The 22155-nt window shown below is 71.8% G+C and carries 21 protein-coding genes; 9 read left to right on the plus strand and 12 right to left on the minus strand.

Annotation, left to right across the window (positions count from 1 at the left end):
* Positions 1–389: 389 nt before the first annotated feature.
* Positions 390–2495, plus strand: a complete 2106-nt coding sequence (locus ACFVYR_RS24675; RefSeq protein ID WP_384252248.1) for a PhoX family protein — start codon at positions 390–392, stop codon at positions 2493–2495.
* A 63-nt stretch (positions 2496–2558) separates the two neighbouring features.
* On the opposite strand, the gene ACFVYR_RS24680 is transcribed toward ACFVYR_RS24675, so the two are convergent.
* Both ACFVYR_RS24680 and ACFVYR_RS24685 read right to left on the minus strand, forming a co-directional pair.
* The gene (locus tag ACFVYR_RS24680) at positions 2559–3617 is read right to left on the minus strand and encodes a hypothetical protein (protein ID WP_384252246.1); all 1059 of its coding nucleotides are present in this window, start codon (positions 3615–3617) and stop codon (positions 2559–2561) included.
* 196 nt (positions 3618–3813) lie between these two features.
* The gene (locus ACFVYR_RS24685; RefSeq protein ID WP_384252244.1) at positions 3814–4788 is read right to left on the minus strand and encodes a LysR family transcriptional regulator; all 975 of its coding nucleotides are present in this window, start codon (positions 4786–4788) and stop codon (positions 3814–3816) included.
* Positions 4789–5008: 220 nt separating this feature from the next.
* Between ACFVYR_RS24685 and snpA the strand changes: the two genes are divergently transcribed.
* A complete protein-coding gene (gene snpA / locus ACFVYR_RS24690; protein WP_384252242.1) occupies positions 5009–5686 on the plus strand; it encodes a snapalysin in 678 nt (225 codons plus the stop codon).
* Between the two features lie 153 nt (positions 5687–5839).
* Here the strand turns inward: snpA and ACFVYR_RS24695 are convergent, their stop codons facing one another.
* From ACFVYR_RS24695 to ACFVYR_RS24705, 3 genes are all read right to left on the minus strand, one after another.
* On the minus strand, positions 5840–7900 hold the full coding sequence (locus ACFVYR_RS24695) for an FUSC family protein (protein WP_384252239.1): 2061 nt from the start codon (positions 7898–7900) through the stop codon (positions 5840–5842).
* A gap of 44 nt (positions 7901–7944) precedes the next feature.
* Positions 7945–8976: an endonuclease/exonuclease/phosphatase family protein gene (locus tag ACFVYR_RS24700; protein ID WP_384252237.1), complete on the minus strand. Its 1032-nt coding sequence runs from the start codon at positions 8974–8976 to the stop codon at positions 7945–7947.
* Between the two features lie 126 nt (positions 8977–9102).
* Positions 9103–9471, minus strand: coding sequence for a VOC family protein (locus ACFVYR_RS24705; protein ID WP_384252234.1), 369 nt, complete (start codon positions 9469–9471; stop codon positions 9103–9105).
* A gap of 365 nt (positions 9472–9836) precedes the next feature.
* Here ACFVYR_RS24705 and ACFVYR_RS24710 point away from each other — a divergent pair, with 365 nt between their 5' ends.
* A complete protein-coding gene (locus ACFVYR_RS24710) occupies positions 9837–10253 on the plus strand; it encodes a MarR family winged helix-turn-helix transcriptional regulator (protein ID WP_384252233.1) in 417 nt (138 codons plus the stop codon).
* A gap of 14 nt (positions 10254–10267) precedes the next feature.
* On the opposite strand, the gene ACFVYR_RS24715 is transcribed toward ACFVYR_RS24710, so the two are convergent.
* The gene (locus tag ACFVYR_RS24715; protein WP_384252231.1) at positions 10268–11185 is read right to left on the minus strand and encodes a hypothetical protein; all 918 of its coding nucleotides are present in this window, start codon (positions 11183–11185) and stop codon (positions 10268–10270) included.
* 134 nt (positions 11186–11319) lie between these two features.
* Between ACFVYR_RS24715 and ACFVYR_RS24720 the strand changes: the two genes are divergently transcribed.
* A complete protein-coding gene (locus ACFVYR_RS24720; RefSeq protein ID WP_384252229.1) occupies positions 11320–11763 on the plus strand; it encodes an SH3 domain-containing protein in 444 nt (147 codons plus the stop codon).
* Between the two features lie 113 nt (positions 11764–11876).
* Positions 11877–12299 carry a hypothetical protein gene (locus ACFVYR_RS24725; protein WP_384252227.1) on the plus strand — a complete coding sequence of 141 codons (423 nt, stop codon included), beginning with the start codon at positions 11877–11879 and terminating at the stop codon, positions 12297–12299.
* A gap of 45 nt (positions 12300–12344) precedes the next feature.
* On the opposite strand, the gene ACFVYR_RS24730 is transcribed toward ACFVYR_RS24725, so the two are convergent.
* A complete protein-coding gene (locus ACFVYR_RS24730) occupies positions 12345–13715 on the minus strand; it encodes an SGNH/GDSL hydrolase family protein (protein ID WP_384252225.1) in 1371 nt (456 codons plus the stop codon).
* Between the two features lie 165 nt (positions 13716–13880).
* Here ACFVYR_RS24730 and ACFVYR_RS24735 point away from each other — a divergent pair, with 165 nt between their 5' ends.
* Positions 13881–14789: a LysR family transcriptional regulator gene (locus ACFVYR_RS24735; protein WP_384252223.1), complete on the plus strand. Its 909-nt coding sequence runs from the start codon at positions 13881–13883 to the stop codon at positions 14787–14789.
* A 47-nt stretch (positions 14790–14836) separates the two neighbouring features.
* Here the strand turns inward: ACFVYR_RS24735 and ACFVYR_RS24740 are convergent, their stop codons facing one another.
* The 4 genes from ACFVYR_RS24740 to ACFVYR_RS24755 all read right to left on the minus strand — a co-directional run bounded on the left by ACFVYR_RS24740 (position 14837) and on the right by ACFVYR_RS24755 (position 18871).
* On the minus strand, positions 14837–15304 hold the full coding sequence (locus tag ACFVYR_RS24740; RefSeq protein WP_384252222.1) for a hypothetical protein: 468 nt from the start codon (positions 15302–15304) through the stop codon (positions 14837–14839).
* A 374-nt stretch (positions 15305–15678) separates the two neighbouring features.
* Positions 15679–16638: an SGNH hydrolase domain-containing protein gene (locus ACFVYR_RS24745; RefSeq protein ID WP_384252221.1), complete on the minus strand. Its 960-nt coding sequence runs from the start codon at positions 16636–16638 to the stop codon at positions 15679–15681.
* Positions 16639–16742: 104 nt separating this feature from the next.
* Positions 16743–17939: an abortive phage infection protein gene (locus ACFVYR_RS24750; RefSeq protein WP_384252219.1), complete on the minus strand. Its 1197-nt coding sequence runs from the start codon at positions 17937–17939 to the stop codon at positions 16743–16745.
* 212 nt (positions 17940–18151) lie between these two features.
* Entirely contained in the window at positions 18152–18871 is a 720-nt protein-coding gene (locus ACFVYR_RS24755; protein WP_384252217.1) for a helix-turn-helix domain-containing protein, read from the minus strand.
* Positions 18872–19127: 256 nt separating this feature from the next.
* Here ACFVYR_RS24755 and ACFVYR_RS24760 point away from each other — a divergent pair, with 256 nt between their 5' ends.
* From ACFVYR_RS24760 to ACFVYR_RS24770, 3 genes are all read left to right on the plus strand, one after another.
* Positions 19128–19796 (plus strand): DUF4097 family beta strand repeat-containing protein, encoded by a 669-nt coding sequence (locus ACFVYR_RS24760; protein WP_384252215.1) that lies wholly within the window; start codon positions 19128–19130, stop codon positions 19794–19796.
* A gap of 132 nt (positions 19797–19928) precedes the next feature.
* Positions 19929–20897, plus strand: a complete 969-nt coding sequence (locus tag ACFVYR_RS24765; protein ID WP_384252212.1) for an ATP-binding cassette domain-containing protein — start codon at positions 19929–19931, stop codon at positions 20895–20897.
* Entirely contained in the window at positions 20894–21685 is a 792-nt protein-coding gene (locus ACFVYR_RS24770) for an ABC transporter permease (RefSeq protein ID WP_384252210.1), read from the plus strand. Before ACFVYR_RS24765 ends, ACFVYR_RS24770 begins: the two co-directional genes overlap by 4 nt.
* A 103-nt stretch (positions 21686–21788) precedes the next feature.
* Here ACFVYR_RS24770 and ACFVYR_RS24775 read toward each other — a convergent pair whose 3' ends face one another.
* Positions 21789–22154: a PH domain-containing protein gene (locus tag ACFVYR_RS24775; protein ID WP_384252207.1), complete on the minus strand. Its 366-nt coding sequence runs from the start codon at positions 22152–22154 to the stop codon at positions 21789–21791.
* Position 22155 lies beyond the last annotated feature (1 nt).

A 22155-nucleotide genomic window follows, 5' to 3' on the forward strand; every position in this document is an offset into this window, starting at 1 on the left:
TCGTCCGAACGCGTTCCGCAGGCGGTTCAGAATGCCCATGTGCGCAACCCTTCGCGTGAGTTGATTCCGATAATCCCTGGCCAGGGCGGACACGTAAGGTTAGCCGCCGCCGTACGTGATCTTGGGCAGGGTCGCGCCCTCCGTCACCCGCGCGAACCACCCGCCCGGACCGCCGCCAGGGCTTCGCCCCGGAACACGCGCCCGGCCCGCCTTCCAGTTCCGTCGCCTGCCCGGCTCCGGCCCCGCGGCAACTCCGCCCCAGGCGTCACGGATTCACCCTCCGTTCACCCGTAGGCCGCCGCCCTGCCGGAACCCGCGCCTAGCCTCACGGCGGAATCAAGCCACGTACAGAGCCACGTACCGAGGCATGCCACAACGACGGAGGACCCGTGCGCACACTGCTGCCGATCATCAGCTCGCATCAGGGGAGCGGTGGCCGTTCCGCCCTGACCTGCCGGTTCCGTTGCGGTGACGCGTGCTTCGGCGAGGTGCCCAACACCAGCGAGAACGCGTACGTCGGCGACGTCATCGCCGGTGCGCTCAGCCGCCGTTCGATGATGCGTGCCGCCGCCGTCGTGACGGTCGCCGCCGCCGCGGGCGGTGCCGTCATAGCCGGTCCGGGCGCCCCGGAGGCCGTCGCCGCCGTACCCACGGAACGTACCGGTGGACACGGCAGCAAGGGGGCGCGCGGGCTCAGGTTCACGCCTGTCGCCCCCAACACCGCCGACACCGTCACGATCCCCGCCGGGTACGAGCAGAACCTCGTCATCCGCTGGGGTGAGCCCATCCTGCGCGGCGCGCCCGCCTTCGACGCGCAGAAGCAGACGGCCAAGGCCCAGGCCGGACAGTTCGGGTACAACAACGACTTCCTGAGCCTGCTCCCACTGGGACACCAGCACCAGCACGACCACGGGCGTCAGCTTCTCGTCGCCAACCACGAGTACACCGACGAGATCCTGATGTTCGAGGGGTACGACCCCGAGAACCCGACCCGCGAGCAGGTCGAGATCGCGTGGGCCGCCCACGGCCTGTCGGTCGTCGTGGTCGAGGGGGAGAGGCGGAGCGGGAAGCTGCGCGCGGTCCCCCGCCACCACCTCAACCGGCGGCTCACCGCCACCAGCCGGTTCCGCCTCTCCGGGCCCGCCGCAGGCAGCGAGCTCCTGCGCACCGAGGCCGACCCCCGCGGCACCACCGTCCTCGGCACCCTCAACAACTGCTCGGGCGGCACCACCCCCTGGGGCACGACCCTGCACGGCGAGGAGAACTTCAACCAGTACTTCGCCAACGCCGCGAAGGTCACCGACCCGACGACCGCCGCGCGCCTCAAGCGGTACGGCGTCACCGGCGCCGCCTCCGAGCGGAAGTGGGAGCGGTTCGACCGCCGTTTCGACCTGGCGCAGGAGCCCAACGAGGCCAACCGCTTCGGCTGGGTCGTCGAACTCGACCCGTACGACCCGGACTCGATCCCGCGCAAGCGCACCGCGCTCGGCCGCTTCAAGCACGAGGCCGCGCAGCCGCGCCTCACGCACGACGGCCGCCCGGTCGTCTACATGGGTGACGACGAGAAGTTCGACTACTTCTACAAGTTCGTGAGCAGCAAGCGCGTCGCCAAGGGCACGTCGCGCGCCGCCCACGAGCACAACCTGAGCCTGCTCGACGAGGGCACCCTCTACGTCGCCAGGCTGACCGGTGACTCCCCGGCCGGAGAGATCGACGGCAAGGGCACGCTCCCCGCCGACGGCGAGTTCGACGGGAGCGGCACGTGGATTCCGCTCGCCACCGCCGGGCCCGGCGGCAAGGCCGTCAGCCACGTCGAGGGCATGAGCGCCGAGGAGGTGTACGTCTTCACGCGTCTTGCCGGTGACAAGGTCGGCGCCACGAAGATGGACCGGCCCGAGGACATCGAGCCGTCGCCGCACACCGGCAAGGTCTACGTCGCCCTGACGAACAACTCCGACCGGGGCAAGGCGGGCAAGGCCGGTGTCGACGAGGCCAACCCGCGCAACCTCAACAAGCACGGGCAGATCCTGGAGCTGACCGAGCGCCGGGGCCGCGCGGACGCCACCACCTTCGGCTGGTCGCTCTTCCTCGTCGCGGGCGACCCGGACGACCCCGCGACGTACTTCGCGGGCTTCCCCAAGGACCGGGTCTCGCCGATCTCCTGCCCAGACAACGTCGCCTTCGACCCGCACGGGAATCTGTGGATCTCCACCGACGGCAACCAACTCGGTTCGCACGACGGCCTGTTCGGCGTCGCCACGCGCGGGGAGCGGCGCGGTGAGCTCAAGCAGTTCCTGACCATGCCGACGGGTGCGGAGACCTGCGGACCGCTCGTCCAGGGCCGGCGGGTGCTCGTCTCCGTGCAGCACCCCGGCGAGGTCGACGGGGCGTCGGTGGAGAAGCCGGCGAGCGCCTGGCCCGACGGTCCCGGGAAGATCGTCCGTCCGTCGGTCGTCGCGGTGTGGCGCGAGGACGGCCGCGACATCGGGGTCTGACCGTACGCAGCCGTAGGGGGCGCCCCGCATGGTGCTGCGGGGCGCCCCCTACACGTACGGCTGTCAGTCGTTCTGCTTGCGGCGGTACATCGCGAAGCCGAGGCCTGCCGCGCCGAGGGCCGCCATGCCGCCGCCCGCGGCGATCAGGGGCGCGTCGGTGGCGGTCGGCGTGACGCCGTCGGCGCCGGCCTTCACGCCGCCCTTCGGGACGACCTGGTGGTTCGAGTCGTACCGGGGCTGCGGCTTGGTGCCGTTGTTCTTGTGGTGGTGCGTGCTGTTGTTGTTGTCGGTCTTGCCCTCCATCCAGCCCTTCATCGTGCCGTCGGGGTTGAGGACGAAGTGCGCGCCGTTGTGCTGGCCGTACGCCGGCTTGTCGCCGGTCTGCTTCAGGGTGTCCCAGACGGTCTCGCTGCCGCTGTCGGGGGCCTTGGCGATCATGTCGGCCTCGTAGCCGCTCCTGACCTTGTAGACCTTGGCGTCGAATCCGCTGCCGCCGAGGTTCTTGTACTCACGGACGAAGACTCGCTTGTTGTCCGGCTTCGGCTTCGGCTTCGGCTTGGGCTCCGGCTTCGGCGGGGTCGGCCCGGCCTGCATGGTGACGGCGCCGCCGGGCGTGAGGGTGAAGGTGTTGCCGTCGATCTTGGTCGTCGCCGACTTGTCGTACGCGGTGAGGGAGCCCTTGGCGGCGCCGTTCTTGCTGATCGTCGCCTTGGCGGTACGGGCGGAGGCGTTGACGTCGACCTTGGCGGTCCAGCCCTTGCCGAGGTCCTTCGTCCCCTTGGATTCCCAGCCGCCGACGACCGGGTCCTTGTCCTTGTCCGTGCCCTTGTCGGTGCCCTTGTCGGTGCCCTTGTCCGGGTCCGTGCCCTTGTCCTTGCCGGTCTCGTCCGGCTTCGTCCCGTCGTCGGGGGCGGTCTTGTCCTGGTCCCGGCTCTGGTCCCGGCTCTGGTCGCGGCTCTGGTCCTTGTCGGTCCGGTCGTCCTGCGCGGTCTGCGCGGTCTGCCGGTCCTGTGGCGTCGACGGCGCGTCCGCGGCGAACGCGGCCGTGGCCGGGACGGCGAGCGCGGCGATGGCTCCGGTGGCGATGGCGGCGGTACGGAACGTACGGCGGGTGGCGCGCATGGTGTGACTTCCCTCGTGGCTGCTGAACGAGCTGTCCGTTTTCGTGCCCCTTTGCGGTGGCGACAGACATGAAGTTACGGGCGCCATGTGTGCGTCATCCGTAGGAAATGTAACAAGTGGCCGCAGGGTGTGACCCAGCGCCGTAAAACGGGCAAAAGGGCAGGTGGGAGGGGGTGAGCGAGGGGCGCGCCGAACGTCACCGGCTGGCCGGGACCAACGTCCCGCCGGTGCTCCCCCGCGCGTCGCCGGTCCGCAGCAGCCACTCCGTGTAGGCGGTCGCCTGGCGCGCGGCCTCCCAATAGGCGGCCTCCAGCTCGCCGTACACCGCGTCGAGCTCGTCCTCCTCGCGGGCCACCAGCATGAGGCGTACGCCGAGGGGGTCGCCGTACAAGGGGCGTACGGCCATGTCGGGCCTGCCACGCGACGTGGGCTGGCAGAGCGCGACGACCTCGCCGGTGGCGACGAGGGAGGCCGCGGTGAGGTAATCGCCGTGCAGGACACGGGGGTTGAGACCGGCCGCGGTCAGGACTCGGCGCAGGCCGTCCCACTCGCCGTCGACCGTGGGGTCCACCATCCAGCGGTCGTCCGCGAGGTCGGAGAGGCGGACGACAGGGCGGTCCGCCGCCGGGTGGTCGGCGGCGAGGGAGACGAACTGCGGCTCCCGGTCGAGCAGGACGCGTCTTCGCAGCGCTTCGGGCATGCGCAGCGGGCAGCCCTCCACCTCGTGCACGAAGGCGATGTCCAGCTGGCCGGTCGCCACCATGCGGAGCAGCGCGTTCGCGGAGACGTCCATCTGGAGCGACATCTCCGTCCCGGGCAGCCGTGCGCGCAGCCTGCGCAGCCAGCCCGGTATGGCGCGGCTCGCGGTGGAGCCGATGCGCAGTTGCGGCCCGTCCGCGGTGCGGGCGGCGGCGGCCCTCGTCTCGGCGACCAGGGCGCGCATCTCCGTGACGAGGGGGCGGGCGCGGCTGAGGACGACCCGGCCCAGCTGGGTGGGGCGGCAGCCGGTGCGCTCGCGGGAGAAGAGCTGGCCGCCGAGCGCGTGCTCGATGCGTCGCAGCTGGGTCGTCAAGGACGGCTGGCTCATGCCGAGCTGGCGCGCCGCCTTGTGCAGGCTGCCGGTGTCGGCGATGGCGCACAGCGCGCGGAGGTGCCTGACGTCGAGCTCCATGGCCGTGAGCGTAGAGCCGGTACGGCCGCCGCACCAGACGCTCAAACCCCATGAGAACCGGCCGTTCTGGGCGGGCCGGGTCCGGGTGATAGCCCGGAGCTATCGCGAGTTGCCATCATTCCCACGCGCCCCACGCTCCCCGACACTCGCAGCTACCGAACCGTTCACCTTTCATCGACTGCCCCACGCGGTCGTGGAACGAGTAGGGAGCCCCCCACACATGAACAAGCGTTACCTCTCTGTCGCGGCCGTCCTCGGCCTCGCCGTCACCGGCCTCGGCGCGACCTCGGCGTCGGCCTCGACCGCCACGCACGATGCCGCCTCGTCCGCGGCCGTCACCTCCTCGTACGCCGGCCGGTACCAGGGCTCGGCCGCGGAGGCCAAGGCCAACAAGGCGTTCTTCGAGGCCGTCGTGAAGGCGGTCGCCGAGAAGCGGGCGGCCAACCCCGGCGCGAAGTCCGTGACCGTCGTCTACGACGCGTCCGGCGCGCCCACCTTCGCCCAGCAGATAGCCGGCTCCACGTCCATATGGAACAGCGCCGTCTCCAACGTGAAGCTGCAGGAGGGCAGTTCCGGCGCGAGCTTCGAGTACCGCGAGGGCAACGACCCGCGCGGCTCGTACGCGAGCACGGACGGGCACGGCAGCGGCTACATCTTCCTGGACTACGCGCAGAACCAGGAGTACGACTCGACCCGTGTCACGGCGCATGAGACCGGGCACGTGCTGGGGCTGCCGGACACGTACGACGGGCCTTGCAGCCAGTTGATGTCCGGGGGCGGGCCCGGTCCTTCCTGCACGAACTCGCAGCCGGATGCCGCGGAGCGGGGGCAGGTGGAGCAGCTCTGGGCGAACGGGCTCGCCAAGGCGCTGCACAAGGTCAACGCCGCGGGCCGCTAGGCGCGGTGCCGTAAGGGATTCAGTGGTTGTCGGGGAACTGCGGGCCGGTTGTGGCTGGTCGCGCAGTTCCCCGCGCCCCTTTGCGGAGTTCCCCGTGCTCCCTTTTGCGCAGTTCCCCGCGCCCCTTTTCTTGCGGAGTTCCCCGCGCCCCTTCTACGGCGCCTTCGGGGACGCGATCGTTCTTGCTGCGCTTACCTCCTGGCGTAGCGGTTCCAGGACGCTGTGTTTGTCGTCGTGGGTGAAATTCACGTGGCCCTTCTGCAGGAGGACCGACGTGCGTAGGCGGCCTGCCAGGGCGTTCAGTTCCTGGGCTACCTCGGCCACTTCGGACGGGGTCGGCCCGGGGGCGCCGTGGCGGATGCGGACCCTTGCCGCCGTCGTGGCGTCCAGGATGCGTTCCACGGCCACGACCAGGGGCCACCAGGCCGCCGCGCGTGTGCCGGTCGGCGGTGGTTCGGTCAGGGCGCGCTGGAACTCGGAGCGGATGACGGACAGGTCGCGGTAGAGGCCGCGGCGCATGCGGGCGCGGGCGGCGGGATCCCCCGTGGCGCCGAACGCGCACTCCACGTACCGCGCGGTGTCCGCGACCGCGTCGGCGAGCCGGTCGCCGATCCGCGTGCCCCAGCTCTCCGGCCAGAGCAGGTACCCGGCGACGAGCGCGATGCCGCAGCCGATCAGGCTGTCGAGGAGGCGCGGCACGACGAGGCCGAGGCCCTGGTGGTTGAGGATGTCGGAGAGCAGCAGGATGACGGGGGTGATCGCCGCCGTCTGGTAGCCGTAGCCGCGCGTGGTGAGCGCCGGGATGAGCGGCGCGAGCAGCATCATCACCGGGACGTCCCACCAGCCGTGCGGCACCTCGCTGAGGACGGCGGTGGCGACGACGAGGCCCGCCGCGGTGCCGAGCGCGCGCAGGATCGCGCGCGAGAAGACCGAGCCGAAGTCCGGCTTGAGGACGAACGTGATGGTGAGCGCCACCCAGTACGACCTCGGTACGTCGATGAGCGAGACGAGGGCCTGGGCGATGCCGATGCAGAGCGCGAGGCGCAGGCCGTAGCGCCAGGAGGCGCCGGACAGTATGACGTTGCGGGCGGCGCGGCGGGCGCGGACGCGCAGTGCGGCGGGGCGGCCGAGGCGGTCCTCGGTCTCGATGACACCGAGCGGGTCGGGGTCGGCGAGGGTCTCCGCGGCGTGCAGTACGGCGTGGTCCAGGGCGCGGGCGGCGTGGTCCTGGGGTTCGGGGATGCGGGCGGCGGCCCGCGCGCCGGGGCCGCTCCCGTGGGCGGGCGCGTGTGCGTGTGCGTTCTCGCCCCGCTCCACCGTGTCCCCGCCCCGCTCCACCGTGTCCCCGCCCCGCTCCACCGCGTCCGCCAGCGCGCGGACCGCGTCGGGGACTTCGGGCGGCAGCCGTACGCAGGCGTGCCGGGCGGCCTGGTCGGCGGCGGGGGCCGCTTCGACGATGGGTGTGACGGCGTTCAGCTGGGCGACGAGCCTGACCAGGTCGGGGTTGCGGCCGTGGTCGCGGGTGCGTCGGGCGAGGACGAGGTCGTAGCTCTGGTTCAGCGAGGCCGTCACGGCGGTCCGCGCCTCGCCGTACGCGTCCGTGCCCGCGGCGTCGAGCAGCGCGGCGACGGAACGGTAGGTGGCGGCGACGGCGGCGCGTTCGGGGACGCCGGAGCGCAGCGGCCACGCGAGCAGGCCGAGCGCGAGGACGAGGAGGCCGCCGCCGGTCATCAGGAGCGGGGCGAGCCACCACTGCCCCGGCATCGGAAGCCCGGCGCCGACCACGGAGTTGAGCAGCAGGAGCAGGCCAGCGACGGAGGCGACGGCGCCGATCGTCGACATCATCCCGGAGATCAGCGCGACGAAGGTGACGGCGGCGACCGCGACCCAGCCGTGTCCGAAGACGAGGGTGCCGAGGGTGACGCCGAGGGCGCCGAAGAGCTGCGGCACGGCGATGTTGAAGATCCGCATCCGGTACGCGTCCGCGGTGTCGCCGATGACTCCGGAGAGGGCGCCCATGGAGGCGAGCGCTCCGTAGGAGGGCCGGTCCGCGAGGATGCCGAGGGCGAGGGGGAGCGCCATCGCGACGGAGGCGCGGGCCACGGCGGCCCAGGGGATGGGCGCGGACTGCGGCTTGAGGGACCTGACCAGCCAGTCGGGTGGGGTGAGCGGGCTCAGTGGGGCGGAGCGGGCCGGACGGGGCTCTCGGGGCATGCGCCCATTATCGGCGCTTTACGTGCCTTGCTCCGGCTCGGGGATCAACGCTCCGTTGCGGGTTTGTGCAGGATCAGTGTGATGGCGAGGGCCCGGTGGTCGGTCTTGCCGATGTCCAGGAAGCGGGCGTCCCGTGCGGCGAAGTCCGGCGTGGCGAGGACGTGGTCGATCTGCGCGCCGAGCGGCGCGGGCACGGCGGTGGGCCAGCTCGGGGAGCGCGAGGACCCGGTGAGCCGGGCGGCGTCGCGCATCCCCTCGTCCAGGATCGAACGGAAGGCGGCGTGGTCCTGGGTGGCGTTGAAGTCCCCGGCGATGATGGTGGACTTCCCGTCCCCGGCGGCGGCGTACTCCTGGATGGACCGCAGCTCGGAGCGCCACAGGCCGACCCCGCGGGGCAGCGGCGGCATGGGGTGGGCGAGCTGGATGCGCACCGGGTGGCCCTGCACGTCGGCGACGGCGCTGGGCATGCCGAGGGTGCCCCCGATGCCGTCCGCGCTCTTCAGCGGGGTCTTGGCGAGGATGACCGAGCCCTCGGGGCCGTACGCGTCGACCGACGCGCGGTAGGGGTAGTCGGCGTGCGGCAGTTCCTTGCGGAGCAGGGCGGCGCAGGCGTAGTCGCACTCCTCGGCGAACACCAGATCGGGCCGTTCCTCACGGACGGCCCTGATCAACCCTGCGGCGGCGCGGCCGTGATCGGCGTTCGACGTCAGTACGCGCAGCTCGGCCACGGCGTCCCCGCGCGGCGCGTCCGTGTTCCCGTAGGGCTCCATGTACCAGGCGAGCAGCCCGAGTACGACGACGCCCCACAGCATGCCGGTCCGCCACCGCCCGAGCACGGCCATGAGCAGCCCCGCGACGGCGGGCACGAGCAGCCAGGGCAGGAAGGCCAGCACCTGCGGCACGGGCGTGAACCCGTCGGAGTCGGCGATCCGGAAGCCGAGGACGGCGCTGACCGCGGCCAGCAGCAGCCCGGCCCCCCACGCGGCGGCCCGCCCCACGCGCCGCCGCCCTCCCCTGCCACCGACCTCACCCTCACCCTCGTCCTCGGCGTCGCGGGTGACCGTCGTGCTGTCCAAGGGGCGGCCTCTCGTCGCGGGGTGTTGCGTCGGCGTTCTGCTGTGCCGAATCATCCCTCAAAGACGGGGCGGGGCCGAGGGCGGTTGCGCGGGCCGCGGGCTCAGGACTCCGTGCGACCGCGCGGGTCAGGCTCCGTGCGCCGTCAGGACGTAGCCCTCGGGGCCGACGAAGGAGAACATCGGGCCGAACGGGCTGTCGGCCACGGGGGTGAGGACCTCGACGCCGCCCTCGGTGAGCTGCCGGTGCAGGGCGTGGGCGTCGGAGGTGGCGAACCACATGGCCACGCCCAGGCCGGGCCGGCCGGCGTCGAGGTCGGTGCCGGGCAGCGGCTCGCGGACCGCGATGGGGCAGGGCTTGGTGTCGAACACGACCGCGCCGGGCGGGCTCGCGGGGATGCGGACAAGACCGAGGTGCTTCTCGCAGAACGTGGCCGCGGCTTCCACGTCACGGACCTGAAGGGCCAGGAAGTCGGGGCCGCTGATGCTGACGGACATGGGAGTTCTCCTCGTTCCGGTGATGCCAGGCACAATGTCAGGACTCTGACATACTGGCTGTGGTGGACGCTAGAACACGTCCACCGGGATGTCAAAGCACGAACATGCATGGCGTGCGACGCCTCCGGGTCGAGCGCTGAACATGTGCGACCTGCACGAACATGTACGGACGAGCACGGACACGAGCACGAGCACGAGCACGAGCACGAGCACGAGCACGAGCACGAGCACGAGCACGAGCACGAACACGAAGGGCAAGCCCGCCAGTGGAACCCCCATACCAGCCACCTCACGAGCCCCCGCACCAGCCACCCCACGAGCCCCCGCACGAAGCACCCCACGAACCGCCCCACCCCGCCAAGGATGTGCTCGACCACGTCGGGTACCGCCTCAAGAAGGCCCACGCCGCCCTGCGCGGCGCCATGGACGCGGCGCTGCGCGAGCACGGTCTGACCGTGCCGCAGTACTCCTGCCTCGAAGTGCTCGCCGTGCGCCCCGGCCTGTCCAACGCCGACCTCGCCCGCGCCACCTTCGTCACCCGCCAGTCGATGAACGTGGTCCTGCGCGGCCTGCAACGCGACGGCCTCATCGACCGCCCCGACACCGTGGAGACCGGCCGCGCCCGCCCCACCACCCTCACGCCCGAGGGCCGGCGCCGCCTCAGGGCGGCCCAGGCAGCCGTCTACGCCATCGAGGCCCGCATGATCGAGGCCATCCCCGACGACCGCCTGCGAGCACTCCTGAAGGACTTCGACAACATCGCCCGAGCGCTGGGCACGTGACGGCTCCCGACGCCCTAGCGTTCCGAATGGAAGAAGCGGAAGAAGCGGAAGAAGCGGAAGGAGCGGAAGAAGCGGAAGGAGCGGAAGAAGGAGAGCCGCACGCCGACGGCGATCGCGAGGGTCGCCGCGATGATGATCCAGGACGTCCACCGCAGCGTTTCCGTCAGCGCGTCGTAGACCGCGCCCGCCGCGTCGCGTGAGATGTCGGACGGGAGGTCGTCGAGGGTGAGGGCGCGGCCGGTCGCGACGGCGATCAGGAGGGCCGCGGCGCCGAGGGCCATGCCGAGTGCCGTGGCCACGACGGCCCTGCGGCGCCGGGCGGCGAGCAGGACGCCGGTGACGGCCAGGACGGCCGCCGCCACCGCGGGCCAGACGCCGGCCACCTGCAACGCGTGGAAGCTCCGCCACAGCCACCCCAGATCCTTGGACTGAAGGACCGTCACCTCGGTGTGGTTCACCGGGATCTTCGATGCGAACGGCACGCCGTCGTCCTGGAGTTGCTGCTTGATCTGCTGGGTGATGGGGGCGAGGTCGATGGTGACCTCGCCGCTCGTGTCGTTGTTCAGCTCCGACTGCACCGCGTCGTGCGCCGCGCGGTTCGCCGCGTTCCAGGCCGTCCTGAACGCCGCCGTCTCGCTGAACGACCGCACCGCGTCCCGTACGAACGACTCGACCGTGCCCTGCAGCGGGCCCACGTCGATCTCCTTCATCACCGAGCCGGTCACCGCGTCCGCGACCGCCGACCGCACCGCCGGGTCCGAGGCGAGCGGCGCCATCGTGGCGACGTAGCTGTCCCGGTCGCCGATCTCGAACTTCGCCCAGGCGGAGAGCGCGCCGAGCGGCGTCAGGAGGCAGGCGAGGACGAGGAGGACGGCGGACAGGGCGGCTCGGGCGCGGGAGCCAGGGGGGACGAGGCGGACGCTTTTCAGCACGGTTCCAAGGCAAGGCCCAGGTCAGGCGGGGCGCGAGCGGGATGACTGCATATGGATCAACGGGCCGGGGACGGCTCCGGTGGAGGGCTCGGCCGAACGGGTGTTTCCTGGATGAGGGGGCGAGGAGGTCGATCATGCGAATCGCTCTGAGCCTGGGGGCGGCGACCGCCGTGGCGCTGCTGACGGCGGGGAACGCCGCCACGGCCACCGCTGGGACCGCGGCCATCCCCGCGCACCACGACGGCGACGTCATCTGGGGCACCGTCGTCTCCGGCCCCGACCTGAAGGTCAGGGACGAGCCGAGCACCCACGGCGAGATCCTCGCGAAGCTGCCGTACGGAAGCGAGGACCGCGTCCGGTGCGCCGTCTCCGGTACCACGGTCCACGGCGACCCGCACTGGTACTGGCTGGAGGGCGTCCGCGGCTGGGTGAGCGCGGCGTACGTCGACACCGGCGGCCGGCACGTGCCGGGCTGCGCGTCGTCCAAGGACCCGTGCCCGCAGTGGCGCGACCGGGACTGCCACCAGGACCCCTGCGACCACCGGAACCAGGACCACCGGAACCAGGACCACCGCTGAGACACAGGCTCTGAGGCCACGGGTCCGCCGGGACCACGGGCGCCGACCCGCCGCCCGCCCATGCCCCTGTATGCCCCCTCAGGCCGCCGCGTCCCCTACGGAAGGACCCCGTCATGGCACACGCCGCACCCGTCTACCCCGCACCCGCGCCCGGCTCCGGCACCCACCCCACCCACTCCGCCCACCGCTCCGGCACGAGCGCCCTCTGGGCGGGTCTTCCCCTGCTCCTGGGCGTCGTCTACGGCATCTGGGCTTCCGGCATACGCCGCGACGGCGGCCCGATCACCACCGGCAACGTCGTCCTCGGCGTCGTCACCGGCGTCATCTTCGCCGTCGTCTTCTTCACCCTGCACCGGATGGCGCCCGCGCTCCCCCGCGAACTGCGCGCACTGTCCTGGATGGCGTTCACGGGGATCGCCATCGGGTTCCTGCACAGCCTGACCGGCTCCAGCGTGCTGTGGTCGGTGGTCCTGGGCCTGGTGGTGGGCGCAGGGGTGTTCGTGATGGTCTTCTACCGGTACTACACGACGGAGTGATCCGGGGCGCGAGTGAGCGGGTGTGCCGCCGCCGCGGCGCCCCGCTCACAGGGCGTCCAGTTCGACCGCGCGGGCCATCGCCCGGTAGCCCGCGTCGTTCGGGTGCAGGTGGTCGCCGCTGTCGTACGCGGGCGCGAGCCGCTCCGGGTCCTCCGGGTCGGCGAGTGCCTTGTCGAAGTCCACGTACGCGTCGTACTCGCCGGACGTCCGCACCCACCGGTTGAACGCGTCGCTGACGGCGGCCGCGTGCTTGCCGTAGTGGTCGGAGCCGCCGAGCGGGAGCAGCGTGGCGCCGACGACGCGGACGCCCTTGGCGCGGGCCTGCGCCATCAACTTCCGGTGTCCGTCGATGAGTTCGGCGGCGGAGACGACCGGGGCCGGCTTGTACGTGGGGCTGTCGGTCTCGCTGAAGCCGATGTCGTTGACGCCTTCGAGGACGACGACCGTGCCGACGCCGGGCAGGTCGAGGGCGTCCCGCGCGAACCGGTTGGCGCTGCGCTCGCCGTACCAGGCCGAGTCGTTGAGGACGAGGTTGCCGCCGATGCCCGCGTTGAGGACAGGACGCCGGTCGCCCGCCTTGGCGAGGCGTTCGGCGAGGGCGTCGGACCAGCGGCGGTTGCGGTCGGTGGAGGAGGCGAAGCCGTCGGTGATGGAGTCGCCGAAGAGGGCGATGCCCTCGCGCCCCCGCGGTTTCCGGTCCTGCCCCTGCCGTTGCCTCTGCCCCTGCCGCTGCCCGTCGTGCCGGGCGGGCTGTCCGCCGCTGACGTCCACGCCCGCGAGGTAGTACCAGGACTCGGTCGACTCGTCGAAGGCCCGGCCATCCACGTCGGCGGTGTGGTTCCCGTCCGCGCGGTAGCTGGTCGCGAAGGACTGGGCGTGGAAGGTGGCGGGCCCCGTGGTGCCCGCGAGGTGGAGGGTGACGGTCACGGATTCGAAGGGATCGAGGTCCAACCCGACCGCGTCGCTGGAGAGTGGCCCGTACGCGGGGATCGTGACGGACGACGACTTCCCACCGAAGGTGAGCCGCCGGACCGAGCTCCGTTCCACTGACGCCCCCTTCGCCGTACGGGCGATCGTCGCGCTCGCGATCCGCAGCGGCGAGGCGCCGTACGCGTTCGACAGCCGGATCCGCGCTCTCGCGCCGCCCTCGGAGACGCGGACGACCTGGCGCAGGGTATGGCCGGTGAAGCCCGCCTCCGACCAGTTGGGCCTGAAGCCGGCGCTGGGGCGCTGCGGGGAGGCGGCCCAGGCAGCGGTCCAGGCGGCGGCGGAGGCGGCCGCCTTTCCGTCCCGCTGGCGGCCGGGGGCGGCCTGGGCACCGGCGCCGGTCAGCCCGGTGGTCAGGGCGAGCGCGGTGGCGGCGGCGACGGTGGCGGTCGCGGTGGCGACGAGGGAGGTGCGGGCACGCGAAATCATCACAGGCTCCTGCGGGTTGGGGTGGTGGCGGGGAGGGGACGCCCGGTCCGGCGGGCCGCCGGACCGACTCCTCCAAGATCCGCCGGTCCCGACCGGCCATCAAGGGCGATCCGTGAAACGATCGGCGCGCTCACGCTTATCGATGCAGGTCACAGGGGGTATGTGGTGGAACGGCAGGAGCTGGAGACCTTCCTGACCCTGGCGGAGGAGCTGCATTTCGGCCGCACCGCCGAGCGTCTCGTCCTCTCCCAGGCGCGGGTCAGCCAGACGGTGAAGCGGCTGGAGCGCAGGATCGGCGCGCCACTCTTCGAGCGCACCAGCCGGGTGGTGCGGATGTCCCCGCTCGGCCGTCGGCTGTACGAGGATCTGGCGCCGCTCCACGCGGGCATGGAGGCGGCCGTCGCGCGCGCCAAGGACGCGGCGCGCGGCGTCGAGGGAGAGCTGAACGTCGGCTTCCTCGGCTCGGGCGCGGGCACGCTGACGGGCCCCGTCCTGGCGTCGTTCAGGGAGCGCTGCCCCGGGGTCGAGGTGCGGATGCGGGAGACCCGGTACCAGGATCCGCTGGGCCCACTGCGCGACGGCGAGATCGACCTGCTCTTCACCTGCCTGCCGGTCCGGGAGCCGGACCTGACCGTCGGCCCGGTCGTCATCACCGAGCGCCGCATGCTCGCTGTGCCGCTCGGCCACCGGCTCGCCGGGCGGGCCTCCGTCTCTCTGGAGGAGCTGGCGGGCGAGACGTTCTTCGGCGTCGTCAACGGCGCGCCCGCGTACTGGTGGGACTTCCACGTGCCGCCGCGCACGCCCTCGGGGCGCGAGATACGGCGGGGCCCGGCCGTCGCGTCCTTCCAGGAGCTGATGACGCTGGTCGTCACGGGGCAGGGCATCTCGCCGGTCGTCGCGTCCGTGAGCAAGTACTACGTGCGGCCCGACGTCGTCTTCGTCCCTCTGCGTGACGTCCCGGACGCAGAAGTGGCGCTGATCCACCGCACGGCGGGCCTCGACGGGCGCTCTCAGGCGTTCGTCCGGGCCGTCGCCGACACGGTGGCGTCGCACGGCGGCCCGGCGGCGTACTGACCCTCGGGCCCTGCGGTCCTACGCTCATACGGGCCGGCGGGCACGACCTAGGGGCCGGCCAGGTCGGAGCGGTCGTTGCACAGCGCCCAGATGACGAAGACGCCGAGCGCGATCGAGATGAGGGCCCAGACGGGCGTGTACGGCAGCCACAGGAACTGCGCAACGATCGCCAGTGCCGCGAGGGCGACGCCGCTCCCCTTCGCCCAGCTCGCACCCTTGAGGATGCCCCAGCCGACGACGGCCACGAGGATGCCGAGGACCAGGTGGATCCAGCCCCACGTGGTGAGGTTGAACTTGTAGACGTAGTCCCCGATCCGCTCGTAGACGTCGTCCTTGGCGATGCCCGCGATGCCCTCGAAGATGCCGAGGATGCCGTTCACCAGCATCAGGACACCGGCGAACATGGTCCCGCCGGCCGCCCACGGGCTCTGCGCCCTCGTCCCGTGGTGGTCCGGCTTCCCGTGCCCGGGTGTGCCGTGGTCCGGCGTGCCGGGCGTGGTCGCGCTGCTGCTCATGGCCACCCCTCTTCTCTGGAGACTGGTTGCCAGCCTGTCCGGAGGCTGGTTCACAGCGTCCGGCGGCGCGTACGGGGCGGCGAGCGGGGCGGGGCCGAACGGGTGAAGCGGTCCCGGCCGCGTGGGCCCGCACACTTCCCCACAGGCTGCCCCGGGATCTCAGAGCCTGTCTTTGAACCCCCGCCTGCGCCCCGGCGCCCGGCACGCACGCTCGGCGCACGGAGCCCCAGGACAGGTGGCTCCGCCACATGACCTGGAACTCCGCACACCGATCGCACGCTTCCCCAAGCGCTCGGCTCCGCTCGAGCAGGGGAGGCCCCAATCCACCGCTGCGCCCGCGCTTCGCGCGGACGACGGGGTTCAAAGACAGGCTCTCAGCCGAGCGGAGTCGCGTGATCCGCGCTGATCCTCCCGGCGATCGCCGAGGCCATCCTCCGGATACCCGGCGAACGCACCGGGCAGGGGCGGGACTTGGCCGTGGTGGGCGCCAGGCAGAAGTGCAGGTAGTCCTCCCTGCCCCGGTGCAGGGCCGCGCGGCCCGCGCGGCAGTACGCCGCCGAGTGGGCCTTCTCGTACGCCGTGCAGGGCAACGTGTCGACCCACGTATAGCGGCCGGACGCGGGAGCGACCGAACGGCCCGCGTCGGCGACGATGTCGTCCGAGGCCTTGGCCTGCGCCTCGTAGATGTCGTTGACGCCCCGGACCCGGTCGGGCGTGATGGGGTCGGGCCCTTGCAGGACCCACACGACGCGTGCCCCGCCCGCCCCGTGGATCTGCGCGGTGAGGCGCCGCGCGTCGGCCGCGTACCGGTCGTAGTACTTCTCGCGCTGCTTGTCGTATGTGATGCCGTCCATGCACGGCGTGTAGCCCCACGCGTTGCCCCAGAACTGCAGCACGACGTAGTCCGGCCGCTGGGCCCTCACGAGGGCGGCGGCCTTGTCCTTGTCCGGGACGAGGGAGTCCTCACCGGTGCCTTCGAGGTAGTCGCAGAGGGTGGTGCCGGAGTAGGGGGCGCTGCGGTAGCGGGCGCCGAGGGCGTCGCGGAGGTGTGCGCCGAGGACCGTCTGGTTCTCCATGGCGAGGGAGTCGCCGAGGTAGAGCACCTTGGGTGCCTCGGCCGGATCGTTCCCGGCGACGCGCCGCCGGGTCGTGGCGGAGGGCGGGGCGGAGGAGGGTGACGCGCCGGGGTCGGGCGGCGCCGCGCTGCGGGGGGCGTCCGGGAGGTCGGCGGGCGCCGCGTCCCCGGAGCCAGGGTCCCCGCACGCGCCGAGCAGCAGCACCCCGGACAGTAACCCGGCGCTCCACACATTCCGCTCCCGCGTCCGCTTCCGCATGCGGCAACTCCTGCCCCAGACAGCCGAAATGGCCACCAGGCAAGCACACCCGCGCGGACGACGGAAGGCATCGGGACGCCAAGTCGGGCGGGCGCCGGGCGGGTTCAGCGGCGGGCCGACGCCCGTCGGAAGTGGCGGGCCAGCGCGTGGAAGGACTCCTTCGGCTCCCAGTGCCAGCCCGAGTCCGGGTCGTCGGGCCGGTCCTTGAGCGTCTTGGTGATGCTGTAGCTCGCCATGTCGAGGTCGTGGCGCGGATCGCCGGGGCGGTGCGGGGCGTCCGGGGTGACGAAGTCGTAGACCAGCGCGGCGTGCAGGTTCATGGACTCGAAGACGTCGAAGACGTCGAGCAGGTACGCGGCCTGTGTACGCTCGCTGCGCCGGAGGCCGCCGATGATCTCCGGGGGCTTCTTGGTGTAGTCGACGGCGTCGTGCCAGCCCATGCCGCCGTCCTGGGGTGCCCCGACGTACGTGCAGGAGCCGCACTCGGTGATCGCCACGGGCTTCCCCCACCGCATGTAGGGCGTGAGCTCCTTGACGTACGCGGCCCGAGTTCGGTGGTACGCGTAGTAGTTGACGCTGACGACGTCGAAGAGGGACCAGTCGACGTCGTCGTCCTGCGCGGCGCCGTAGGTGAGGGGGCCGTGGAAGACGGAACGTCCGGTCTTCGCGGCGCGTTCGATGAAGGCGTGCAGCCGCCGGACCATCTTCTCGGGGTCGAAGTTGCCCTTGAGGAGGTTCTCGACGCGCTCCAAGGTGTTGGCGCCGGGCACGATCCCGGGGACGAACAGCACGAACTCGGCGCCGACGCTGAGGTGGACGTCCGCGCCGTGGCGGCGCATCCGCTCGGCGTGCCGTCCGGTCTCCGCGAGGTGGTCGAGGATCTCGTGGTGCGGTACGTCGGCGAGGCGGGGCTGCAGCCAGACGCGCAGGCCGCGCCCGGCGGCGTCGTCCGCGCTCGCGGCGAGCCGTTCGACGCCGGTGCCGAATACGGAGACGGTGTCCGCGTGCAGCTCGTGCCGGATCGCCCGCATGTCGCGGCGCATCCGGGCGGCGTTCCAGCCGGTCGCGGGGGACTCGCCGTCGATGACCTCGTAGCCGACACCTCGGTAGGTGAGTCCCTTCGCCGGGGCCGGGGCCGGGGCCGGGGCCGGGGCCGGGTTGGTGGCGGGGGCCGGGGCGGTGGCCGGTGCGGCCCCTGCCCGCCCCGCTCCGATCAGCCCGGCGCCCACCGCCACCGCTCCCACGGCGCTCGCGCCCGCGCCCGCCAGAAACCGTTGCCTGCTGATGCCCTCGTGCCGCATGGCGCCTCCCGTACCCAGTGTCCAGACGACGGCCCAGGCGCCGCCGCACGCCGTCAAGGATCGTGAGGGGCCGGGGGTACGGTCATCGGTCTTTGGTCCACGGGGGGCCGACGTCGGCCCGAACTTCCGTACCGGCGGCGCTACTTAAGTAGGCGAGCCGGTCGATTGAGCGGGCGAGCGGGCCGGTCGAGTGGGCGAGCAGGCCGGGCCGCTCAAGCGGTCGGCTTCGTGTACAGGACCTCGCGGGCCTGCTCCGCGGCGCGCAGCATGCTCTCGCCGACGAAGTCGACGAAGCGGGCGATGTTTTCGAGGCGGACGGCGGCCGGGCTCTCGGGGCCGAGGAGGGTGACGCCCTGCCGCGCGGTGCGGGCGAGGTCGGCGTGGGACCGGGCGGCGGCGGTCATCGACTGGTACCAGACGTCGTTGTCGACGAGATAGCGCTCCCGGCGGCGTTCGTCGCGCTCCCGCCGGATCAGGCCCTGGCCCTCCAGGAAGGTGACCGCCTTGGAGACGGACGCCGGGCTGACCTCGAGGTGCTGGACGAGTTCGGACGCGCTGAGGCTGCCCGCGTCGGTGGTGTACAGGCAGGTCAGGACCCGAGCCATCATCTTGGGCAGCCCGGCCTGCATGAGGAGCGTCGTGAACGTCTCCTCGTACTCGCGGACGGCCTCGGGGTCCCGCCCGCCGGTCTGCGGGGCCGCCGTCCGCCGCCCCCTCGGCGCGGCCGACCTGCGCTGGTGGGCGCGGCGTTCGGTGGCGCGGTGGGCCAGGTCGGCGCGGTAGCCGGTGGGGCCGCCGTTGCGCATCACCTCGCGTGTGACCGTCGAGGTGGGGCGGTCGAGCCGTCTGGCGATCTCCGCGTAGGCGAGGCCGTCGGCCAGCCCCTGCGCGATCTGCTGGCGTTCCTGCTGGGTGAGCCTGCCTCCGGGCACCGCGGTCTCCCTACGTGGCACTGCCTGATGTGGCGTCGCGTGCGGTCGTCGTTGACCCCAGCATAGCGTTCATTTCTCATCCATTGCAACGAAGCTCAGGGATGTTGTTGCATTAGATTTCCAGCCGTTGCAACGAAATATGCTTTATGACCTGCGGGAATCGCGCTGCAATGCAACAAGTCTATTGCTGGATCCGCGAACGCAACGTAGCGTTCACGTCATCAGAAACGAGCACGACAAGCCGAAGGAAGACATCATGCAGAAGTTCGCCACCCCCGCCCCGGTCGCCGCCACCATCGACATCCCCGCGGGCCGCATCCGCTTCATCGCCGCCGACCGGGCCGACACCACGGTCGAGGTCCTGCCCGCGGACGCCTCGAAGAGCCGCGACGTGAAGGCGGCCGAGCAGACCGCGGTCGAGTACGGCGACGGCGTCCTGCGGATCAAGGCCGAGGCGAAGAACCAGCTGCTCGGCGCCTCCGGTGCCGTCGAGGTGACCGTCCAGCTGCCCACCGGCTCCCGTGTCGAGGCGAAGGCGGCCGTGGGCGAACTCCGGGGCGTCGGACGGCTCGGCGACGTCGTCTTCGAGGCGGCGCAGGGCCCGGTCAAGCTCGACGAGACCGCGAGCGCGCGGATCGCCCTCCTCGACGGCGACATCTCGGTCGGCCGCCTGGGCGGGCCGGCGGAGATCAGCGTCAAGAAGGGCACCATCCGCATCGACGAGGCCGTGCGGGGCGCGGTCGAGCTGCGTACCGACGCCGGCGACATCTCGGTGGGCGCGGCCCGCGGAGTCTCCGCCTCGCTGGACGCGGGCACCAGCTACGGCCGGATCAGCAACACCCTCAAGAACAGCGAAGGCGCCGGGGCGGCCCTCGCCATCCACGCGACCACCTCGTACGGCGACATCGTGGCCCGCAGCCTCTAGGCCCTGTGACGGGTCCTGTGACGGGCCCTGCATCGGGCCCCCCGTCGGGTCCTGTACCGGGCCCCGTGTCGGAACGGCCCCCGGTCAACTCCGTCAACTCCCCCACCCCGCAGCTCTGAAGGAGCACCTCTCATGACCAACCTGGCCATCGCGGCGAACGGGCTGCGCAAGTCGTACGGCGACAAGGTCGTGCTCGACGGCGTCGACCTGGCCGTCCCGGAAGGCACGGTCTTCTCCCTGCTCGGCCCGAACGGCGCGGGCAAGACCACCGCCGTGAAGATCCTCTCCACCCTGATCTCCGCCGACCCGGGCACCGGCGGCATCCACATCGGCGGCCACGACCTCGCCGCCGACCCGCAGGCGGTACGCGCGGCGATCGGCGTCACCGGCCAGTTCTCCGCCGTCGACGGCCTCATCACCGGTGAGGAGAACATGCTCCTGATGGCGGACCTGCACCACCTGCCCAAGAGCGAGGGGCGACGGGTCGCCGCCGAACTCCTGGAGCGCTTCGACCTGGTGGAGGCGGCGAAGAAGCCGGCCTCGACCTACTCCGGCGGCATGAAGCGCCGCCTGGACATCGCCATGACCCTGGTCGGCGACCCGCGGATCATCTTCCTCGACGAGCCGACCACCGGCCTCGACCCACGGTCCCGGCACAACATGTGGCAGATCATCCGGGAGCTGGTCACGGGCGGTGTGACCGTCTTCCTCACCACCCAGTACCTGGACGAGGCCGACGAACTCGCCGACCGGATCGCCGTCCTCAACGACGGCAGGATCGTGGCGCAGGGCACCGCGGAGGAACTGAAGCGGCTGATCCCCGGCGGGCACGTCCGGCTCCGCTTCACCGACCCGGCCGCCTACCGGGCGGCTGCCTCCGTGGTACGCGAGGTCACCGGGGACGACGAGGCGCTGACCCTCCAGATCCCCAGCGACGGAAGCCAGCGCGCGCTGCGCTCCCTCCTCGACCGGCTGGACACGGCCGGCGTCGAGGCGGACGAACTGACCGTGCATACCCCCGACCTGGACGACGTGTTCTTCGCCCTCACAGGCCCGGCCACCGCGGGCATCCCCGACCAGCCCAAGGAGAACGTCCGATGAGTACCCTCTCCCTCGCCCTGCGCGACTCGGCCACGATGCTGCGCCGCAACCTCCTGCACGCCCGCCGCTACCCGTCGCTCACCCTGAACCTGCTGCTCACCCCGATCATGCTGTTGCTGCTCTTCGTCTACATCTTCGGCGACGCGATGAGCACGGGTGTCGCGGGCGGCGGGGCGGACCGCTCCGACTACATCGCGTACGTCGTCCCCGGCCTGCTCCTCATGACCATCGGCAGCACCGTGATCGGCACCGCGGTGTCCGTCTCCAACGACATGAACGAGGGCATCATCGCCCGCTTCCGCACGATGGCCATCCACCGCCCGTCGGTGCTTGTCGGGCACGTCATCGGCAGCGTGCTGCAGTCGGTCCTGAGCGTGGTCCTGGTGGGCGCGGTCGGTGTGGCCATCGGCTTCCGGTCCACAGACGCCACGGTCCTTGAGTGGCTCGCGGCGTTCGGCCTCATCGCGCTCTTCGCCCTGGCGCTCACCTGGATCGCGGTCGGCATGGGCCTGATCAGCCCCAGCGTCGAAGCGGCCAGCAACAACGCGATGCCGCTGATCCTGCTCCCACTCCTGTCCAGCGCGTTCACCCCGGTCGACTCGATGCCGGGCTGGTTCCAGCCGATCGCCGAGTACCAGCCGTTCACCCCGGCCATCGAGATCCTGCGGGGCCTGCTGCTCGGCACGGAGATCGGCAACAGCGGGTGGCTCGCCGTCGGCTGGTGCGTGGGCCTGGCGGTGCTCGGCTACTTCTGGTCGACGTCGAAGTTCAACAAGGACCCGAAGTAGCGGGTGCGGGTGCGGGGCACGGGGCACGAGGTACGAAGCAAGGGGCCGCCGGCCGGGAGAGGGTTCTCCCGGTGAGCGGCCCCTCTTCGGCGTCAGCCGCTGCTCAGCGGGCGACGAACTGCGTCAGGATCGCCTGCACCTCGTAGATGTCGACGCCCTTGGTGAACGTCTTCTGCATCGGCGTCGGGTTGCTGGAGATCCAGATCTTCAGCTCCGCGTCGAGGTCGAAGTGCCCGGCCGTCTCCACCGCGAAGTGCGTGATGCTGCGGTACGGGACCGAGTGGTACTCGACCTTCTTGCCGGTGATGCCCTGCTTGTCGATCATGATCAGCCGACGGTCGGTGAACAGCATGGTGTCGCGTATCAGCGTGTACGCGGCGTGCACCTGCTCGCCGTGCCCGAGGAGGCGCGCGTACTCGTTCTGCGCCTTGGCCGGGTCGACGGTGTGAGCGTTGCCGAACAGTGCCATG

Source organism: Streptomyces sp. NPDC058284 (genome assembly GCF_042881135.1).
In the GTDB taxonomy this organism is placed as follows: Bacteria; Actinomycetota; Actinomycetes; order Streptomycetales; family Streptomycetaceae; genus Streptomyces.

Bases quoted from the DNA above. Each gene is read 5' to 3' on its own strand.
- ACFVYR_RS24745 (WP_384252221.1), bottom strand. From the start codon at position 16,638: ATGCGGAAGCGGACGCGGGAGCGGAATGTGTGGAGCGCCGGGTTACTG.
- ACFVYR_RS24705 (WP_384252234.1), bottom strand. From the start codon at position 9,471: ATGTCCGTCAGCATCAGCGGCCCCGACTTCCTGGCCCTTCAGGTCCGT.
- ACFVYR_RS24765 (WP_384252212.1), top strand. From the start codon at position 19,929: ATGACCAACCTGGCCATCGCGGCGAACGGGCTGCGCAAGTCGTACGGC.
- ACFVYR_RS24775 (WP_384252207.1), bottom strand. From the start codon at position 22,154: ATGGCACTGTTCGGCAACGCTCACACCGTCGACCCGGCCAAGGCGCAG.
- ACFVYR_RS24680 (WP_384252246.1), bottom strand. From the start codon at position 3,617: ATGCGCGCCACCCGCCGTACGTTCCGTACCGCCGCCATCGCCACCGGA.
- ACFVYR_RS24770 (WP_384252210.1), top strand. From the start codon at position 20,894: ATGAGTACCCTCTCCCTCGCCCTGCGCGACTCGGCCACGATGCTGCGC.
- snpA (WP_384252242.1), top strand. From the start codon at position 5,009: ATGAACAAGCGTTACCTCTCTGTCGCGGCCGTCCTCGGCCTCGCCGTC.
- ACFVYR_RS24725 (WP_384252227.1), top strand. From the start codon at position 11,877: ATGGCACACGCCGCACCCGTCTACCCCGCACCCGCGCCCGGCTCCGGC.
- ACFVYR_RS24695 (WP_384252239.1), bottom strand. From the start codon at position 7,900: ATGCCCCGAGAGCCCCGTCCGGCCCGCTCCGCCCCACTGAGCCCGCTC.
- ACFVYR_RS24720 (WP_384252229.1), top strand. From the start codon at position 11,320: ATGCGAATCGCTCTGAGCCTGGGGGCGGCGACCGCCGTGGCGCTGCTG.
- ACFVYR_RS24750 (WP_384252219.1), bottom strand. From the start codon at position 17,939: ATGCGGCACGAGGGCATCAGCAGGCAACGGTTTCTGGCGGGCGCGGGC.
- ACFVYR_RS24740 (WP_384252222.1), bottom strand. From the start codon at position 15,304: ATGAGCAGCAGCGCGACCACGCCCGGCACGCCGGACCACGGCACACCC.
- ACFVYR_RS24685 (WP_384252244.1), bottom strand. From the start codon at position 4,788: ATGGAGCTCGACGTCAGGCACCTCCGCGCGCTGTGCGCCATCGCCGAC.
- ACFVYR_RS24730 (WP_384252225.1), bottom strand. From the start codon at position 13,715: ATGATTTCGCGTGCCCGCACCTCCCTCGTCGCCACCGCGACCGCCACC.
- ACFVYR_RS24760 (WP_384252215.1), top strand. From the start codon at position 19,128: ATGCAGAAGTTCGCCACCCCCGCCCCGGTCGCCGCCACCATCGACATC.